At 29.1% G+C, this 18507-nt stretch carries 16 protein-coding genes; 5 read left to right on the forward strand and 11 right to left on the reverse strand.

The genetic code is table 11. From position 1 onward, the window contains the following. Positions 1 to 5: 5 nt before the first annotated feature. Positions 6 to 2330 carry a tetratricopeptide repeat protein gene (locus tag CSPT_RS00880; RefSeq protein ID WP_089181875.1) on the forward strand — a complete coding sequence of 775 codons (2325 nt, stop codon included), beginning with the start codon at positions 6 to 8 and terminating at the stop codon, positions 2328 to 2330. Between the two features lie 6 nt (positions 2331 to 2336). Here CSPT_RS00880 and CSPT_RS00885 read toward each other — a convergent pair whose 3' ends face one another. The 3 genes from CSPT_RS00885 to fliK are packed head-to-tail and all read right to left on the reverse strand — an operon-like array spanning position 2337 to position 6205. Beyond that, positions 2337 to 3971, reverse strand: a complete 1635-nt coding sequence (locus CSPT_RS00885) for a flagellar hook protein FlgE (protein ID WP_089181876.1) — start codon at positions 3969 to 3971, stop codon at positions 2337 to 2339. A 2-nt stretch (positions 3972 to 3973) separates the two neighbouring features. Continuing rightward, positions 3974 to 4672: a flagellar hook capping FlgD N-terminal domain-containing protein gene (locus CSPT_RS00890; RefSeq protein WP_089181877.1), complete on the reverse strand. Its 699-nt coding sequence runs from the start codon at positions 4670 to 4672 to the stop codon at positions 3974 to 3976. A gap of 12 nt (positions 4673 to 4684) precedes the next feature. Beyond that, positions 4685 to 6205 carry a flagellar hook-length control protein FliK gene (gene fliK / locus CSPT_RS00895; protein WP_089181878.1) on the reverse strand — a complete coding sequence of 507 codons (1521 nt, stop codon included), beginning with the start codon at positions 6203 to 6205 and terminating at the stop codon, positions 4685 to 4687. Between the two features lie 133 nt (positions 6206 to 6338). Between fliK and typA the strand changes: the two genes are divergently transcribed. Next, positions 6339 to 8147 (forward strand): translational GTPase TypA, encoded by a 1809-nt coding sequence (gene typA, locus CSPT_RS00900; protein ID WP_089181879.1) that lies wholly within the window; start codon positions 6339 to 6341, stop codon positions 8145 to 8147. 340 nt (positions 8148 to 8487) lie between these two features. On the opposite strand, the gene CSPT_RS00905 is transcribed toward typA, so the two are convergent. After that, positions 8488 to 9366, reverse strand: coding sequence for a helix-turn-helix domain-containing protein (locus CSPT_RS00905; RefSeq protein ID WP_161492205.1), 879 nt, complete (start codon positions 9364 to 9366; stop codon positions 8488 to 8490). Positions 9367 to 9474: 108 nt separating this feature from the next. On the opposite strand from CSPT_RS00905, the gene CSPT_RS00910 reads away from it, so the two are divergent. Beyond that, complete coding sequence (locus CSPT_RS00910) at positions 9475 to 11556, forward strand: TonB-dependent receptor (RefSeq protein WP_089181881.1); 2082 nt, start codon at positions 9475 to 9477, stop codon at positions 11554 to 11556. A gap of 8 nt (positions 11557 to 11564) precedes the next feature. Further along, positions 11565 to 12725 carry an MFS transporter gene (locus CSPT_RS00915; protein ID WP_089181882.1) on the forward strand — a complete coding sequence of 387 codons (1161 nt, stop codon included), beginning with the start codon at positions 11565 to 11567 and terminating at the stop codon, positions 12723 to 12725. Between the two features lie 268 nt (positions 12726 to 12993). Here the strand turns inward: CSPT_RS00915 and CSPT_RS00920 are convergent, their stop codons facing one another. The 7 genes from CSPT_RS00920 to glmM all read right to left on the reverse strand — a co-directional run bounded on the left by CSPT_RS00920 (position 12994) and on the right by glmM (position 18056). Then, entirely contained in the window at positions 12994 to 14478 is a 1485-nt protein-coding gene (locus tag CSPT_RS00920; RefSeq protein ID WP_089181883.1) for a DASS family sodium-coupled anion symporter, read from the reverse strand. A 323-nt stretch (positions 14479 to 14801) separates the two neighbouring features. Continuing rightward, positions 14802 to 15251 carry a DNA alkylation repair protein gene (locus CSPT_RS09310; protein ID WP_115616049.1) on the reverse strand — a complete coding sequence of 150 codons (450 nt, stop codon included), beginning with the start codon at positions 15249 to 15251 and terminating at the stop codon, positions 14802 to 14804. Next, a complete protein-coding gene (locus CSPT_RS09315) occupies positions 15164 to 15445 on the reverse strand; it encodes a DNA alkylation repair protein (protein ID WP_089181885.1) in 282 nt (93 codons plus the stop codon). Before CSPT_RS09315 ends, CSPT_RS09310 begins: the two co-directional genes overlap by 88 nt. After that, positions 15445 to 15882 (reverse strand): CopD family protein, encoded by a 438-nt coding sequence (locus CSPT_RS00935; protein WP_089181886.1) that lies wholly within the window; start codon positions 15880 to 15882, stop codon positions 15445 to 15447. Before CSPT_RS00935 ends, CSPT_RS09315 begins: the two co-directional genes overlap by 1 nt. A gap of 11 nt (positions 15883 to 15893) precedes the next feature. Continuing rightward, a complete protein-coding gene (locus CSPT_RS00940; protein ID WP_089181887.1) occupies positions 15894 to 16274 on the reverse strand; it encodes an SHOCT domain-containing protein in 381 nt (126 codons plus the stop codon). Continuing rightward, complete coding sequence (gene lspA, locus CSPT_RS00945) at positions 16253 to 16723, reverse strand: signal peptidase II (protein WP_089181888.1); 471 nt, start codon at positions 16721 to 16723, stop codon at positions 16253 to 16255. Before lspA ends, CSPT_RS00940 begins: the two co-directional genes overlap by 22 nt. Further along, positions 16716 to 18056: a phosphoglucosamine mutase gene (gene glmM, locus CSPT_RS00950; protein ID WP_089181889.1), complete on the reverse strand. Its 1341-nt coding sequence runs from the start codon at positions 18054 to 18056 to the stop codon at positions 16716 to 16718. The genes lspA and glmM overlap by 8 nt, the downstream gene beginning before the upstream one ends. A gap of 177 nt (positions 18057 to 18233) precedes the next feature. Between glmM and rpsT the strand changes: the two genes are divergently transcribed. Then, the gene (gene rpsT, locus CSPT_RS00955) at positions 18234 to 18506 is read left to right on the forward strand and encodes a 30S ribosomal protein S20 (RefSeq protein WP_033916991.1); all 273 of its coding nucleotides are present in this window, start codon (positions 18234 to 18236) and stop codon (positions 18504 to 18506) included. Position 18507 lies beyond the last annotated feature (1 nt).

Here is an 18507-nt window from a genome sequence, read left to right on the forward strand (position 1 = left end):
TAGTTATGGCTGATGAAGAAAATATCGTAATTCTTGAAACAGGCGATGAATTAACGCCTCTTGATGAGATAGATAAAGACAAAGAAGAGCCAAAGCAAGAAGATACACCAAAGGTTAATAAAAACCAAAAAAAATTTTTGATTATTGGTATAGTAGTTTCTGTTTTATTGTTAGTTGTTATTTTTTGTGTTATTTTATTTTTTATTTTTTCAAAAACTGAAGATAAATTAGAGCCTAAAATCGTAGAAAACAAGATAGAACAGCCTATATATAATACTGCTAAATTTGCACCAAATAAAATAGATGATATGATAAAAAAAGCCAACTCTCTTTATGAAAAAGGGGATAAAATGCAAGCCCTTCAAATTTATAAAGACATATCAACTTATAATGAATCAATATCAAATTACAATCTTGGCGTCTCGCAAATGAGGCAAAATAATTGCGAATTAGCAATAGAATCTTTTAGAAAAGCCATAAATGATATGGATAATGCAACCGTAAGTGCATTAAATGCAGCTGCTTGTTCGCTTGAGCTTGGTAAAAATGATTCATTTGATTATTTTTTAAATTTAGCACACTCTTTTTTGGTAAATGAAGCAGATTCTCCGCTTTTTAACTATTATGTTGCTTTAGTGCATTATTATAATGGATTTTATTATGAAGCACTAAAAGTTCTTAATCATACACAAAATGACCAGTATAAAAGTAAATTTAACTATTTAAAGGCAAAAATTCTAACATTTTTAGGAAAAGAAGAAGAGGCGATTTATTATCTTCAAAATCAAAATGAGTTTAGTTCAAATTTTACTATAGGGCTTTTGTATGCAAAAATAGGAAAATTTAGTGAAGCTAAGGATTATTTGAAAAGAGCTCAAATAAGTGAGCCAAATAGAAGTAAAATTTCAACTGCTTTGTCGATATTAAACATAAGAACTGGTTTTTATAAAGATGCGGCAAATCTTTTAAAAGAGCTTACTCACATTGATGAAAATTTGCCAAATAAAATTTATAATGTTAGTATTAGGTTAAATACAAAATTGTTTGATATCAATATAGCTCAAAATAGTTTTGAAAAAGATATGTTTGAGAATAAAATAAAAAGATATGAAATGATATTTTATTTTGTTCCATATCAAGTTTTTGATGTTAATCAGGCTTTGGATTTTGCTAGAAAAGGTGCTATAAATTTATCCTTAGATAACATAGAGGGTGCTCAAGATTATCTAGGAAATTCAACTACTCTTTCAAAAGTTAATGCCAAACTTTCATCAAGCATAGCAAAAGCAATAGATAATAAACTAAGAGAAGCAAATAAAGAGTTTAAAGATCTTTTAAAAGCCTATCCGCAACATGCAATAGTTCATTACAATCTAGCACTAAGTTATGCAAAACTTCAAGATTTTAAAAATGCGGCGAAATATTTTACAAGTAGTTATCACTTAAATCCAAACAACCATATTTCTGGAGCACTTGCTATAATATGCAATGATATATTAAAAGAAAAAGTTCCAAAGCTCTTAAGCGAGGTTAGTGAAGGCATACAAAATGATGATAAACTAAGTCCAGATGATATTTCACCAGCACTTTTGCATCTTGGTTTAGATAATTTAAATGCACTTATTAGTTGGTCTGAAATACCCAAAAAACGATCAGCTCTAAATGTATTTTTTGAGACAATGACGGCAAATCTTGCACAAAATGAAGATTTGTTTATAAAAAAATCTAATGAATTAAATGCAATTTTGCCAAATGATATAATGGCAAATCTTATAAATTTCGTAGCAAAAAATCATAATCTAGATATAAAAGCTTATGCCAAAAACGCTCAAATAGCAATGCAAAATAATCAATTTAATCTAGATTCTTTTTATTATGGACCTTATATAGTAAAAGAGCAGTTTATAAAACTACTTCAAATTTCGGGTTTTATCCATAAAGTACGCTCAAATCTTAAAAATTTAGTTATGGTTTCAGCAAATAGTGATAAATTTGTAAATTTACTTGAAACTTTAGCTTATGTAGATATTTATGTTAATAACTTTGATGAAGCTTATGTGATTTACAATAGATTAATAGATACTTACGCTATAACAGACGCTTCTTTGGTATTTTATGCAGCTGTTGCGAGTGTTGGCGCAAGTCAGTATGAAAATGCGATTGCTATGCTTGAACTTGCTAGGATAACTAATCCAAATGATCCAGAAAATCGCATTCCACTTGCCATGCTTTATCATAGCATTAACAATATGGAAGCTGCTATAAACCAGTATGATAGACTTGGAAATAGTGGTTTCATAAGCAACTTTTTTACTCTTGATGTGGAGTAAAAAAGTTTATTTTTTAAGCCCTATTGCGGTTTTTAGCATTTCATTGCTTGTTGTGATACTTTTTGAACTAGCATCAAAACCTTTTTGAAATACTATTAACTCAGTTAATTGCTCGCCTAAATCCACATTTGATTGCTCTAAGAAGTTTGATTTTATTTGTGCGCCATAAACTAAATTTCCTTTTGAATCTTTATAAAATATTGGCTCACCAGAATTTGAAGTTTTTGTAAATAAATTTCCGCCAACTTTGTGTAAACCTTGCTCATTTTGAAAATGAAAGATTGGAATTTTTGCTACTTCTACATTTGCTGAGTTGCTAAATCTAGCATAAACTGAGCCATTATCTCCTACATGATATTCTTCAAAAAGACCTTCATATGCACCATCTTTTTGGATATCTGTTATCTTGCTTTTTTCTTCTCTTGATACCATTCCCCCAAAGATTGGATTTGATGCACCATTATTTCCAGGAATTCCAAAATTTATATTTAGCAAAGCACCGTTATTATCCAAATTTCCTAAAGATGAGCTTTTTAGCATACCTCTACCATCAAAGACTAATTCGCCGTTTGACGAGCTTAAAAGAGTATTATTTGGCGAAAAAAGACTTGCTTTTACTTGCCAAATGTGTCCTTCGGTTGGATTTGGATATTGTTTTGTAAATTCCAGTTCAAGCTTATTTTTATCGCCATTTGGAGATATCACATCTGTATTAAATTTAACTATGTTTGGCTCTTGCTCTTTTATAGTTGCATTTATGCTTATATCAAGCGGAAGTGTTTTGTCTATATTGTTATTTAATGCTAAGTTTTCCGCACTCCAACTGCCATCGTTTTTTACTAATGCATTTATTGTTTGTGAGTTTGAATTTTTATCTTTTATGGTTATTTGGATATTATCGCCCGGTTTTATTCTATTATCATTTATAAATCCGCTTAAATTTACGGTTCCATCGTTATTTAAATTTTGTTTTTCATTGTTATTTGTTAGCGTAATTACGCTATCTTTAAATTTATCTCTGCTATCAAGAGTGCCTTTAAAATTTACATAACTTGTTGCAACTGGTGGAAGATACATATATTTTGGAAGTTTTATAGGTTTTTGTGTGTTTTCTGTGCCTAAAGTTAGGCTTGTTTTTTGATCTGCTGTGTATGCGTCTAAAATAGGTGTTTGAGTTTGATTATAAATTTGACCAAAAGCTTCTTTGGCTGTTTCACTGAGTGCTGTTTGTGTGAAATTTGCTACTGTTCCTATTACAAATTCGCCATTATTTGTAACTAAATTTCCCTCTTTATCTACATCAAAAGCACCATTTCTTGTATAAAAAATATCTCCATTTCTACCTTGGATTCCAAAATATCCATTTCCAGCTATGGCAAGATCAAAACTTCTTTCTGTGTTAATCAGATTGCCTTGAGACATATCAAGTGCAGTTGTTTGCATAGTTGAGCCAAGCCCAATTTGATTTGATCCAAACGGATAGCCTGATTCTATGGATGTTTGATAAAATATGCTTTTAAACTCCGGACGAGAACCTCTAAATCCAATATTGTTTATATTTGATATATTATCAGCTGTTACATCTATGCCAACTCCATGAGTTCTTATGCCACTTACCCCATTATAAAGAGATCTTAACATTTCTAACCTTTATAAAATTCGCTTATTTTTGAAATATCAATAAATTCTCCGCCTATTTTTACTTCTGCTTTTCCGTCTCTAAATCTAATTGCCTCTACCGGATAGGTTCCAACACTTGTTTCTTTTTGTTCGCCAGATTCAGTTATATATTTTGCTTTTACTCTATATGCGCCTAATGGAGCTTCATTTCCATCATCATCTTTACCATCCCAAGTAACTTCATGAGTTCCTTTTGGAGCATTGCCAAAGCTTATAGAATTGATAAGTTTTGAGCCAGTTGAATCATAAATTTCATACACTCCACTTTTTGCTACATCTGGAAAGTATATAGAAAAATTAATATCACTTCCCATTTTATCTTTCACAACAGCATCTGATGCAGTATGTGCCATAGTTCCTAAAGCTGCAAAGGAATTCATACTCATCATAGCTTTCATCTGCGCTGCTAAATCTTTCATCATTTTATTTGTATTTTCTTGCGTTTCAAGTGTCGCTAGTTGGCTAGTTTGCTCAAGCATTTTTGCTGTATCCATAGGACTTGTTGGATCTTGATATTTAAGCTCAGTAAGTAAAAGCTTCATAAATGCATCTTTATCAAGTGCTGCTTTTGGATTGCTAAATCCAGCCTTCTCGGAAGTTTCTTTTGCTTTTTGGGCTGCAACTTTATCTTGTGTGAACATACCGCTTGTATCTATTGGCATTTTTGATCCTTTTTATATATATCTAGGTACTACAATTTCTAGCAAATTGTGTTCCATTTCTTCATCTTGAAGTTCATTATCATTTTTTGTATATCTAAATTTCTTAGAGTTTTGCTCTTGATTTTTGTTTTGATTTTGATCACTAAAATTCATTTGCAATTCGCTAAAACCCATATTTACTAGACTTGCTTTAAATTCTGCTTGATTTTGTAAAAATAAGCTCATGGTTTGCGGCGTTGAGTTAAAATTTATATGCAGATTGTTTCCGCGATTAACGATTGTGATTTCAACTTCGCCAAGCTTTTCTGGATTTAACACCATATTTACACGCATAATAGGCGGTTTATAGTTTTCAATTTGATCTTTTAGCGTAGTTGCAAAACTTTCAAATGTTCTTTTAACTTCTATGCTTTTCATCTGGTTTTGTGCGTTTTTGACTATATCTTTTACCATAAGATTTAATTCATCACTGCTATTTTTATTTTGACTTTGTTGATTATCGTCTTTTTTATTTTGCTCTTCGTTTGTTTGCATAGATGGATTTAATGCTGTTTTTAACAAATCTTCTTTTTGTATATTTTGTTTTATTTGGTTGGTTTCTTGTGGTTTTTTGTCTATGTTTTTATCTTGTGAAATTTCTATTTTGTGAGTATTTTCTGGTATTTTTTGAGACATTTTATTTATAATTTCATCTGATTTTACAATTTTATCAAATTTAGACTCATTATTTAAATTGTTATCTTTAGAAATTTCTTGAAATTTGTCAAATTTAGGTTCGTTCTTTAGATTTTTATCTTTGGAAATTTCTTCAAAAGGCGTTTGTTTATCTATTTTATTTTCTATATTTAAATCATTTTCATTTTTTGATTTAACAATTTTATCCATAGGAATTTCAGATTTTGGATTTTTATTATCCAAATTTGCAAGAAGTTTTGGTAAATTTGCTTCATCTTTTTTAGGATCTATTTTTGCCATTTGGTTTATTTTAGATTTTGTCATTTCATCAAATTTGAGATTATTTTCTATTTTAAAAAAGTTTTTTTTGGCTAGTTCTTTAAATTCTTTTTCAAATTTGTTGGTTAAATCTTTTGTTATGCTGATTTTCTCCAAACCAAGATCAAATTTTTTTGAAATTTTAATAAGTTCTAATATATTTTTAGCACTTTTTATCTCTAATACATTTTTTTCTACTGAGAAAAATTCTGTTATTTTAGAATTTAAAATAGGAAATTTATTTATTTTTCCACCATTTAAAACTTCCAATAAACTTAAAATTTGTAAAAAATTTGATGCTTCAAATAGATTTTTGGAATCCACTTTTTTAGTTATATTTAAATCTATTTCATTATTAGTATTATTTATTTCTTTTAAATTTAAAATATCAGATAGTTGCGGTGTGTCTGTATTTTCTGTATTTAATGAGTTTAGTAATGTAGAAAAAATATCACTTTTTCCTTCCCCGTCATTTTTCTGTGTTTTTTTGGCTATACTTGGGCTGAAATTATCATTTATAATATCTAAAAGTGTTTGCATAATTATTCCTAAAATTATTTTTAATTAATATTATGCAAATTTCGTTCCACAAAATTTAAATTTATAAATTTTTATTTTTTAAAGCAAAATTTAGATAAAATCATAAACTAGTTTAAAAATTATGGAGAAAAATTTGGAAAATATAAGAAATATCGCCGTTATTGCCCATGTCGATCATGGTAAAACAACTATGGTTGATGAGTTATTAAAACAATCAGGAACTTTTAACAGCCATGAAACAGTTGGCGAAAGAGTTATGGATAGTAACGATATAGAAAGAGAAAGAGGCATTACAATTCTTTCTAAAAATACGGCAATTCATTATAAAGATTATAAAATAAACATTATAGACACTCCGGGACACGCTGATTTTGGTGGTGAAGTTGAGCGTGTTTTGAGAATGGTAGATGGGGTTTTGTTGCTAGTTGATGCACAAGAAGGCGTAATGCCGCAGACTAAATTTGTTCTTAAAAAAGCTTTGAGTTTTGGCTTAAGACCAATTGTTGTTATAAACAAAGTTGATAAACCAGCAGCTGATCCAGAAAGAGTTATAAATGAGATTTTTGATCTTTTTGTTGCACTAGAAGCAAATGACGAACAGCTTGATTTTCCTGTTATTTATGCAGCTGCAAAAAATGGTTTTGCAAGATACAATTTAGAAGATACAAATACGGATATGGTTCCGCTTTTTGAAACTATTATAAAACATGTCCCAACTCCTGCTGGAACTAAAGATTCACCTTTGCAGCTTCAAGTTTTCACGCTTGATTACGATAATTATGTTGGCAAAATCGGTATAGCTAGAATGTTTAATGGAACCATAAAGAAAAACGCTTCAGTTATGCTTATGAAAGCTGATGGCACAAAGGTAAATGGTCGTATTAGTAAGCTTATAGGATTTTTGGGTCTTCAAAGGCAAGAGATAAATGAAGCAAGTGTTGGTGACATAGTAGCAATTGCCGGTTTTGAAGCTTTGGATGTTGGAGATAGCATTGTTGATCCAAATAATCCTATGCCGCTTGACGTACTTCATATAGAAGAGCCAACTCTTAGTGTTATTTTTAGTGTAAATGATAGCCCTCTTGCAGGAACAGAAGGTAAATTTGTAACTTCAAACAAAATAGATGAACGCTTAGCAAGTGAGATGAAGACAAATATCGCTATGAGATACGAAAATGTTGGAGAGGGCAAATTTAAAGTTAGTGGAAGAGGCGAGCTTCAAATTACAATATTAGCCGAAAATATGCGAAGAGAGGGTTTTGAGTTTTGTCTTGGCAGACCTGAGGTTATAGTAAAAGATATAGAAGGTGTAAAATGCGAACCTTTCGAGCTTTTAGTTGTTGATGTGCCAGATGATTGTACTGGAGTTACTATAGAAAAACTTGGAAGAAAAAAAGCTGAAATGGTAAGTATGAGTCCAACAGGAGATGGTCAAACAAGGATAGAGTTTGAAATTCCTGCACGAGGACTTATAGGTTTTAGAAGCCAGTTTTTAACAGATACTAGGGGCGAGGGCGTTATGAATCATAGCTTTTTGGAATTTCGCCCTGTTATAGGAAGCGTAGAACAAAGAGGTAATGGGGCTCTAGTGAGTATGGAAAATGGAGTTGCTCTAGCTTATTCGCTTTGGAATTTACAAGAAAGAGGAATTCTTTTTGTTGGTCCTCAAACAAAAGTTTATGTTGGGATGATTATAGGCGAACATAGTCGTCCAAATGATTTGGATGTTAATCCAATAAAAGGTAAAAACTTAACCAATGTTAGGGCAAGTGGAAGTGATGATGCTATAAAGCTTGTTCCACCTAGAACACTTTCTTTAGAAAGAGCGTTAGAATGGATAGAAGAAGATGAGCTTGTTGAGGTAACTCCGTCAAATATCCGCGTTAGAAAAAGATATCTTGATCCAATCGTTAGAAAAAGAATGTCTAAAACAAAAAGTTGATTTATAAAATTTCTTTTATGATGCATAAAACGGATTAAATATATATAGTTTAGCTGCTGTGATTTAAAAAATGCTTATGAAATTATTTAATGAGCATTTTTTAATTTATCTAGATTTAGAAATTAAATATAAATACTATAAAAAACAACTGTAAAAAATTTTAGAAAAAATAACTAATAAAGTTTGTAGTAAATTGTAAAACTAAGTATTATAAATTTTTATAAATGTATTATTTTGTATCTAATTTATAAAATAATACATTTAAATTTAATGATGTAAATTATATTTAAGATTTGCACTAAATAAATCAACTGATAAGTTACCTTAAATTTAGTAAATCTTAAATTTTACTTGGTAAAACACCAAATTTTTCTTTAAAGATTTTAGTAAAATGACTTAGATTGTTATACCCTACCATTTTAGCTGCTTCGCTTACATTTATATCATCTCTTTTTAAAAGCTCAAAAGTTACCTTTAATCTCTCATCTTTTAAATATCCATAGATTGTTTTATTAAAGCACTTCTTAAAACCCTCTTGCAAAGAAAACTCATTTGTAGCGCACATTTTAGCAAGTTTTTTTATACTTGGTGGATTTGTTAAGTCTTTAAGTAAAATATCTTTTGCTTTTTGCATAGTTTTACTATCGCCGATTTTTAAATTACTAAAAGTTAAAAACAATAGTTCTAAAACTTTACTTTCTATAAAAAGCTCTTTCAATTTTCCGCTGTAAATATCTGCATTTTTAAGTTCATTTAAGATAAATTTTTGACTTTGTTTAGCTATAGATTGTTTGACGTAAAGATTATCTAAGACCTGGTTTTCATCTTTAAAAACATCAAATTCTTTTATAAAATTATCATCAAGCATTATAGCTTGGAAGTTATAAAATTTATTATCATATATAACTTTATATCTAAAATTTTTTAGCATAGAAATCGTTAAAATTTCATCTGGCTTTAAGATTAATTGCTTATTTTTTTGACAACAAAGTACGTTTGTGTTTGAGCTATTAAAATATAAAAAATGGTAGTTTGTATCAAAAGTTTCATTAAAACTTATATCTGTGTTTAGTATAATTTTTGACTCCATATATGAAATTCCGCTTTGAAGTATAAAAAGGTTTATATCATAAATAAAATCACTATCTTTATAATATATTTTTCCATTTTTTACAGTTGAATGTTTTCTAATTTCACCATTATCTATAATTTTACTCATTAAAATTTTCCTAGCGTTAAAATTTCTATTTTTAGCGTTAAATAAAAATTGATAATTGTTATTGATTTGTGTAAAATTATACATAAATATGGTTAAAAAAGGATAAAGATGAGAAATTTAACTCTATTGTTATCACTAGCTGTAATTAGTCAGATATATGCAGATACTATTACTTTAAATACTGTTAAAGTTACAGCACAAAAAATTGAAGAAAATATAAATGACATTCCACAATCTATAACAGTTTTAGATGATGTAGATATAGAGGAAAAAAGGATTGACAATATAAAAAAGCTTTATAGATTTATCCCAAATACCCACACTCATAGTGCTGCTGGGATAAATATGATAAATTTTAGAGGTATAAATCACTCCATTTTTACAAACTCAAATCCTGTCACATTTTATATAAATGGAGTGCCTCAAACTAATTTTTACGGATATGAAGCTCATTTTCAAAATGTTGATAGAATAGAAATTCTAAGAGGACCACAAGGGACACTTTATGGAAAAGAATCTATCGGTGGAACTATAAATATCATCACAAAAGAGCCAAATAATGAGTGGAGTGGAGACATAGGTACTGAGTTTGCACAGGATAATACATATACAAATAATTTAAATTTAGGTGGAGCTTTGGTTGATGATAAGTTATTTTTAACTCTTGGTGGATACTTTTATAAAACTGATGGTTGGCTAAAAAATAATTATAATGATAGCAATGCTTTAAATGATGAAATTTATAAGCTAAATAGTAGTTTAGTTTATAAACCAAATGAGAGATTTAATATAAATTTATCATTTTTTAAAGATAAGCAAGATGTTAGTGGCTATATTCCGACTATAAAAAAATCGCCTATTTTAACAAGAAAACAAGCTAAAAAAGAGACATCTTTTGATGTGGATAGTTTTCAAAAGATTGATACTTACTCATCATCTTTAAATTTAGAGTATGAATTTGATGATATTAAGGTTGGTTCATTAACTACTTATAAAAATACAGATATTTATGCACAATTTGATGCTGATTACTCAAATGGCGTAAATAAATTTGGAACAAATTTAGATAATGTAATTCAGTATAGAGATATCGAGATTGATACATTTTCACAAGAGATAAAATTATCAAGTTTAAATAAAGATAAATTTAGCTGGTTAGCTGGACTTTACTATGAAAGTGAAAATACTAACAATAAAAGTCTAAGATACCCATTAGCACACGAGTTTCCCATAAAAGAAATGGATAATCCTGCAAAAGGCAAGGCTAAAACTTACGCTATATTTGGACAGGGAAGTTATGATATTTTAAATGATTTAACTCTAACACTTGGCTCAAGGTTTCAAAGGATAGAAAAAGATATGCACTCAAATGCTTTTAGCTATCCGCTGCACTCAAACAAAGGCACACTTTTATATGAGTTAAATACAGATGAGAGCTATAATAAATTTTTACCTAAAATAGCACTTAATTATAAAATAAATGAAGATTTTAATATATATGCTGGATATAGTTTTGGCTATTTACCAGGTGGAATTAACTATTTTGCAACATCTCCTGCAATAGGTGGGCATAAATTTAAACCTCAAACAAGTGATAATTATGAAGTAGGCTTTAGAGGATTTTTCTTAGATAACTCTTTAATGCTTGGAGTAAATTTATTTTATATGGATATAGATGATATACATATTTATAATGAAGTAATCCCTGGAACTTGGGTGGTTGGAAATGCTAAAAAAGCCACTTCAAAAGGTATAGAGATTGAGGCAATTTATGATATAAATAAAAATTTTAAAATAGATACAAATTTTGGTTTAGTTAGTGCTAAATATGGAGATCAAAAAGATGTAGCAACTGGGAAAAACATAAAAGATAATAAAATTGAAAGAACCCCTGCTTATACATTAAATATAGGGCTTAGTTATAATCATAATAGCGGATTTTACTCAAGACTTGATATCTACTCACAAGGCAAGACCTATCTAAATGCGGCAAATGATAAAAAGCAAAGTCCATGGGTTGGGGCTGATTTAAGAGTAGGGTATATGAGTGGCAGCTTTGACATATATGCCTTTGTAGAAAATATAGGCAATGAAGAACATATCAATGATATCACAAATGGCTGGATAGGAAGTATGGTTGATTTTAATAAACCTAGGATTTTTGGTGTAGGAGCTAGATACTATTTTTAGGAAAAAAATTGCTATATTTACTTATTTTTACGCTATTTTTAGGACAATATGTAGGAGTTGGATTTTTAACTGAGGGGCTTGTTGCTATTTTTAGAGATGATGGGATGGAATTAAAGAAGCTGGGACTTTTGTATTTTGTAGTTATATTTTGGTCCTTTAGATGTTTTTGGTCGCCATTTGTTGATAAGATAGTTTCAAAAAGTGGAGTTTATAAAAACTTTATAATCACTACTCAAATTTTAATGATATTAACTCTTTTAGTAGTTGGCTTTTTGGACATAAGAAAAGATACTTTTTATATAGTTTTATTATCTTTTTTGATGGGATTTTTATCAGCGACAAATGACATTGCAAGTTCAGCTTTTTTGCGTAAAATCTTTAAGTATAAAAATCTTAGCTTTGCAAATTCAGTAAAATCAGGCGGGAATTTAGTAGGGCATATTTTAGGAGCAGGACTTGCTTTGATGATTTATGATAAATTCGGTCTTAAAACTTCAGCTATGTTTTTAATATCTTTGATTCTAGTTTCTATATTTTTTATTGTGATTTTTGATGAAGAAAAGAAGGTGTTAAATTCAGATAAATTAAACTATGAAGTTATGTTTGTTTTTTTAAAACAAGAGAAAATTTGGATAAGTGTGATGGTGTTTCAAGCACTTGGAATTTGCATGAGTTATGGACTTTTAACACCTGTGCTTGTTGATAGTGGATGGGATGTTGGATATATTGGTAAATTTGTACATTTTTACGGGACGATTTTTTCTATAATTGGGGCATTTGGAATATCATTTATATTTAAGAAATTAAATCAAATTAATAGGCTTTTATTAATCACTATTTTAATGAGTTTGGTTATTTTATCTATGCTATTTCCTATAAATGGTTATAGTTTTAAATTTGTAGTGGTGTTTGTTGTGGCTTTAATGTCTAGCTTTTTTATGTCAAATGTTGTGATTTTAAATACAATTATAATGAGTAAAGCTAAAGATAGTCCGGTTAGTCAAATTGCCTTACAAAGTAGTATCTCTATGTTGTTTCAATTTATCTCTTTTTATTTAGGCATTGCACTAGCTAGTTATTTTGGATATAAATTTGTAGTTATTTTATCATCATTTTTATGTTTGATAGCATTTTTTTATATATTAAAAGTTAGAAAATTTATAGTTTAGATATTTATTAAAAATTAATTTGTAATTTTAAAATAAAAATTTATAAATTTTTGACTTATTAAATTCTAAATACTAATTTTATAATTAATGAGGGCGTAGAGAGAGGATGGATTACAAATTTAATCCCGGCTATTTATCCGAGATTAATATAATTTATCAGAAAAATAATTACTATTTGCTAAACTTATACTTATATTTAAAAATATAATTTTTTATAATAATAATTTTAAACTATGAATTTTTAAATACATTCCTAACACCATTTATACTAAACATATCCAAGCCAACTCCAGTAAGTTGCACTAAAAAACAGTATCAAAAGATAAGCCATTATACAAAGAGGAATCCCGGTTATTACAAATTGTTTTACGCTAAAATACCCAGTTGAGTAGGCTATCATATTTTGTGGTGCATTTACAGGCAGTATAAAACCAAAGCATATTACATATTGTAATATCATCGTAAGACCTAAAACATTTATATCAGGTGTTTCAACATTTTGTAACACAGATATGATTATAGGTATCATTGCCGCTGCAAGAGCAGTTGCAGAAGCAAAACCAAGATGTATAATGATTAAGAAAAAGCCCAAGATTGCTACTAGCATAAGTGCTGACATGGAATTTAAGCCAAATATATTCACGAAATAATTTGCTAGCCACACTGCAGCTTTTGTTTGTAAAAGTGCCGTTCCAAGGCTTATGCCAACACCAAAAAGTATGATTGTTCCCCAGTTTATTTTTCCTACAGCATTTTTCCAGTCCATAACGCCGATTTTTGGTAAAAACATTATAGCAATACCAGCTATTGTAACTGATGCGGTATCAAAAGGATGTAAAGTTTTTTCTGTAGCCCAAAAAAAGAGTAATATACATGAAATAACCATAAGTTTTTTTTCATTTATACTTATAGATCCCATCTCTTCTTTCATTTTTTTTATAGCAGTTTGCCCACCTGGTATTTCATCTATTTCTGGTGGTAAAATTTTTATAAGCGTAATGTATAGTATTATAGACATAACAGCAGAAAAAGGAGCCGCAGCTATAAACCATTCAAACCAGCTTATATCTGTTTTTAAAATATCTTTTACAAATCCAATCATTACCATGTTTTGTGCTGCTGCGGTTTTTACACCAACATTCCATAAGCTATCTGCTTGTGCAACAGCTATCATCATAATTGCAGCAAATGTGGATCCTGCTTTGACACCAAAAGCTCTTATTATGCCTATAACAATAGGAACAACACAAGAAACTCTAGCGGTTGTGCTTGGCACAAAAAAGCTCAATATACAGCCAACTAATATAACTCCAATTACCATATGTTTTGCTTTTGTGCCTATTTTAGACATAACAAAAAGAGCTATTCTCTTATCAAGACCTGTTATAATCATTGCAGCTGACAAGAAAAGTGCTGCCATAACTAAAGCCCATGATGAATTTGAAAATCCTGAAAGCGCTATTTTTATAGCTTTTGATGTCCCCATCATAATTTGTGGATTTTCTATACTTGGTGCAATACCTAAGCCAAATGCCATAAGGCTTAAAATGACAAAAGCACTGACAGGATAACTCATGCATTCACTCATCCAAACAATAATCGCAAATACTAAAATTCCTATCATTCTTTGTCCAGCAATTGGTAAATCAGATGGATTTGGTAACATCCATATGATAAACATTGATAAAATGGCAAATATAAGTCCATATTGTTTAGCCAAAGATGGTTTTTGTTGAGAAATTTCTTCAGGCATAACTTCTCCTTTTTGATGATTTTTTGTGATTATTGTAATTATATTGTAAGATATTTAAATTTAATATTATTATTTTTATTTAATTTTGATAAATAATGTATAAATTTATGTAAATATAGTTACCATAATATTTTAATGAGAAAAGTTGAAAGATAGTATTATATGTTTTTTAATTGCTGTTTTTTGGTAGGATGTACAATAGGTGCGAAAACACCAAGTAAGAGTGATATTAGATGATGGTAAAGTTATAATAGATGACGGTCATCATAATGGCAACGGTAAGTTCTCCCCCCCCGAGGTAAGCTAAAAAGGCAATTGCTAATCTACCTAGTTCTAAGGCTATCTTTTATCTTTGAGATAGCTTTAGATTTTATAAATTTATCTTCAAGTTTATTATGTATAAAATCTTCTGTTTTTATTTTATCTATTATATAGCTTTCGCAAAGTAGCCAAGATATAGCCATTTTAACATAGTAAAAATCACTTTTTTCTTGTGTAATTTTCGTAAAAATTTCATTCAAACTATTTAAATTTAAAAAATTTTTCATAAAAAACACATAATAAAATCTGATCTCAAATTCACTTTTTGCATCATAAAAAGAATTCATAAACTCATAATAAATTTCTAAATTTTTACTTTTTTTGATACAAAAAGTATCACATACTGCCCAGTTTGGTATAGTTTTTATAAATTTTTTGCATATGAAATTTCTAAATTTATATTTTTTTGTAAATTTAGAAATATAGCCTTTAGTAGATACTCTTCGTGAAATTTTGGTTCATAAAGCGATAAAAACATTTCTGCATTGTAGTTTTTTGAAATTTCTTTTGCTATTTTTTTTATGTAAGGAATTTTAACACCAAGTATACTAGCGTTAGCATTTGGAATTAACTTTTGTGAAAATTCCAAATACTTTTTATCTCTAAATTTGTTTAATTTTTCTAAAATCTCGTTTTGATAACTCATTACATTTCATAAGGTTTTACAAGCATAGCCCAAAGAATTATAAACATTATTATAGTTGGGACTTCATTATATGCTCTAAAAAACTTACCAGAGAGCTTACACTCATTTTTGTCAAATTTTATCATAAAATACCACAAACTCAAATGATACGCAGTCATTACAACACCACAAGTTAATTTTATATGAAAGTATCCAAGACTCATCAAATCAGGTTTATAAAGAACTATGATCGCAATAGCACTTATGTATGTTACAATCATTGCTATCCAGCCGATGCCGTGAAATAGCATTCTTTCTTGTTTTTTAAGAACTTTTATATAATCTTTGTTGTCTATATTTTCTGCATGATAAACAAAAAGCCTTGGTTGATAAAAAAGCATTGCCATCCACGATATAAACGCTGCAAAATGCCACCATTTAATCCATTCATAACTCATTTTTTCTCCTTTTATCTCATTAAAATTTCTTTTCTTGCTTCATACTCTTCTTTGCTTATTGCTCCTTTTTGATAAAGCTCATACAAAGTTTCAATATTTTTTATAGTTTCTTCTTGCGATAAGTTTTTGTTAATACTATTTAAAATCGCACTCTCTTCTACTAAAACTCCGGTAAAATAAACATCACTTAGCCACCAAAGCCCCCAGATAATCCAAATAGGTAAGGCTATAATCATACCGATTATTGTTACAAAACATATATATGCAAGCCAATAAAGTCCGATTTGTAAAAATCCACTCATAAATTTACCACAATAAATTCTATGAAGTCCTCCGCCAATTGGCGATGAAAAAAACCATAAAATATAAGCTATATAGATATTTTTTTGCAATTTTTATCCTTTTTTTTGCTAAAAATCTCAATCAATAAAATTAGTCCAACCGATATATTTATCATAACATCTGCAAAATTAAACACAGCAAACTCAAACCACTTATGCCAAAATACATAATCCACAACGCCACCATGTATAAATCTATCAAGCAAATTTGAGCTTCCAGCTCCTATCAAAATACCTATAAGAGATGGAAATTTCATAAAAAAATTTTTTTGATATATAAAATATACCAAAAGTAAAGCAATTATACAAATTTGTATATATTTTAAATTTTCTTCTAAAAATGCAAACATCGAAAAAGCTACACCTTTATTGTATGTAAGAATGAGTGAAAAAAATTCACCATTCCATCTAAAACCATTGATAAAAATCTGTTTTATAAATTGATCCAATAAAAGTATAACTAAGAAAAATAGTCCAAATTTAAATATCGCCTTATGCATTTAATACTTTTAAAAAGAATTTCTCAACCTCTTCCATTCTTTTGCTTACTAATGTTTCGTTTTTGCCTTCTAAAAGAAGTCTTATTAGATTTTCTGTTCCTGAATATCTAAATAGTGAGCGTATACCATCTTTTGCAAGAGAGTTTTCAAGTTCTTTTATTCCCTCTATCTTATCAAGAGGTTTTTTTTCTGTTATTTTTAGATTAACAAGTTTTTGTGGGTAAGGTTTTATCTCATCTAAAATTTCACTTGCATTTTTGCCGCTTTTTACCATACAAGCCGCAAATTTCAAAGAAGATATAACCCCATCTCCAGTTTTTGCATAATCACCAAATATTATATGACCACTCTGTTCGCCACCAAAATTTAAATCATTTGCTCTCATTTGCTCTAAAACATATTTATCGCCAACATTTGCTCTTAAAAGTTTTATTTTATGCTTTTTAAGATAATCTTCAAGGGCTGCATTACTCATAACAGTAGCCACAACTGAGCTATTTTTGAGTTTTTTTGAGTTATAAAGATCTATAGCTAAAACACCAAGAAGTGCATCTCCGTGAGCAACTTCTCCTTTTTCATTTACAACCACAAGTCTATCTGCATCTCCATCATAAGCAAAGCCAACATCGGCTCTTAACCTAACAACTTCGTTTGCTAAATTTTCTGGAAAAAGTGCACCGCATTTTTCATTTATATTTTTGCCATCTGGAGAATTGTTTATAACGATAACTTCGGCACCAAGCTCTTTAAATACTGTTGGTGCGACTTTGTAAGCTGCTCCGTTTGCTACATCTAAGACAACTCTTTTTCCATACATTGTAAGCTCTTTTGGAAAAGAGTTTTTTATCTGAACTATGTATCTACCTATGACATCGTCTATTCTTTTACATGACCCAATAGACATAAGTGTTTTTTGAGACTCATTTATAATCTCATCGTTGAAAAATATATTTTCAATCTCTTCTTCTATATTTTCATCTAGCTTGTTGCCCTCATTATCAAAAAATTTAATACCATTATCATAATATGGATTGTGTGAAGCTGATATCATAATTCCGGCATCACATCTCATATCTTCAGTTAAAAAAGCAATTGCAGGTGTTGGCATTGGACCTATTTGTAAAACATTATAACCAACAGAAGTTAGTCCTGCAACGATAGCATTTTCTATCATATATCCGCTTCTTCTAGTATCTTTTCCTAAAAGAATTGTGTTTGAGTGTGAATATTTTCTAAAATAAATTCCAGCTGCCATTGCTAAACGCATAGAAAAATGGGCACTAAGTTTTTCTCCTGCCTTGCCTCTAACACCATCTGTTCCAAAAAGCCTCATTATAATATTCCTTAAAAAATTAATTTAATTTGATAATTCTATCTAAGATAAACTAACACAAAGATAAAAAATTTAAATATTATTAATCTTTACTTAAATTTAGTAATATTTAAGAATATTTATAGTAATATCACAAGTTTAAAATACAAAAAACTCAAAGATAATAAAGGTAAAAAAATGGCAAACCATAAATCATCAGAAAAAAGAGCTAGACAAACTCTTAAAAAAACTGAGAGAAATAGATTTTATCGCACAAGATTAAAAAACATCACAAGAGATGTTAGAGCAGCAGCTGAAAGTGGCGATAAAGAGGCGGCATTAGCTGCATTTAAAATTGCAAATAAAAGCTTTCATAGTTTTGTAAGCAAAGGATTTTTAAAGAAAGAAACTGCTTCAAGGCGCGTAAGTAGACTTGCAAAACTTATAAATAAAATAGATCAAGCTGCATAAT

This window comes from Campylobacter sputorum subsp. sputorum, from assembly GCF_008245005.1.
GTDB classification, from domain to species: Bacteria; Campylobacterota; Campylobacteria; order Campylobacterales; family Campylobacteraceae; genus Campylobacter_F; species Campylobacter_F sputorum.

Coding starts and splice junctions, on each gene's coding strand:
- CSPT_RS00880 (WP_089181875.1), top strand. CDS start 6: ATGGCTGATGAAGAAAATATCGTAATTCTTGAAACAGGCGATGAATTA.
- CSPT_RS00885 (WP_089181876.1), bottom strand. CDS start 3,971: ATGTTAAGATCTCTTTATAATGGGGTAAGTGGCATAAGAACTCATGGA.
- CSPT_RS00890 (WP_089181877.1), bottom strand. CDS start 4,672: ATGCCAATAGATACAAGCGGTATGTTCACACAAGATAAAGTTGCAGCC.
- fliK (WP_089181878.1), bottom strand. CDS start 6,205: ATGCAAACACTTTTAGATATTATAAATGATAATTTCAGCCCAAGTATA.
- CSPT_RS00905 (WP_161492205.1), bottom strand. CDS start 9,366: ATGAGTAAAATTATAGATAATGGTGAAATTAGAAAACATTCAACTGTA.
- CSPT_RS00910 (WP_089181881.1), top strand. CDS start 9,475: ATGAGAAATTTAACTCTATTGTTATCACTAGCTGTAATTAGTCAGATA.
- CSPT_RS00920 (WP_089181883.1), bottom strand. CDS start 14,478: ATGCCTGAAGAAATTTCTCAACAAAAACCATCTTTGGCTAAACAATAT.
- CSPT_RS09315 (WP_089181885.1), bottom strand. CDS start 15,445: ATGAGTTATCAAAACGAGATTTTAGAAAAATTAAACAAATTTAGAGAT.
- CSPT_RS00935 (WP_089181886.1), bottom strand. CDS start 15,882: ATGAGTTATGAATGGATTAAATGGTGGCATTTTGCAGCGTTTATATCG.
- lspA (WP_089181888.1), bottom strand. CDS start 16,723: ATGCATAAGGCGATATTTAAATTTGGACTATTTTTCTTAGTTATACTT.
- glmM (WP_089181889.1), bottom strand. CDS start 18,056: ATGAGGCTTTTTGGAACAGATGGTGTTAGAGGCAAGGCAGGAGAAAAA.
- rpsT (WP_033916991.1), top strand. CDS start 18,234: ATGGCAAACCATAAATCATCAGAAAAAAGAGCTAGACAAACTCTTAAA.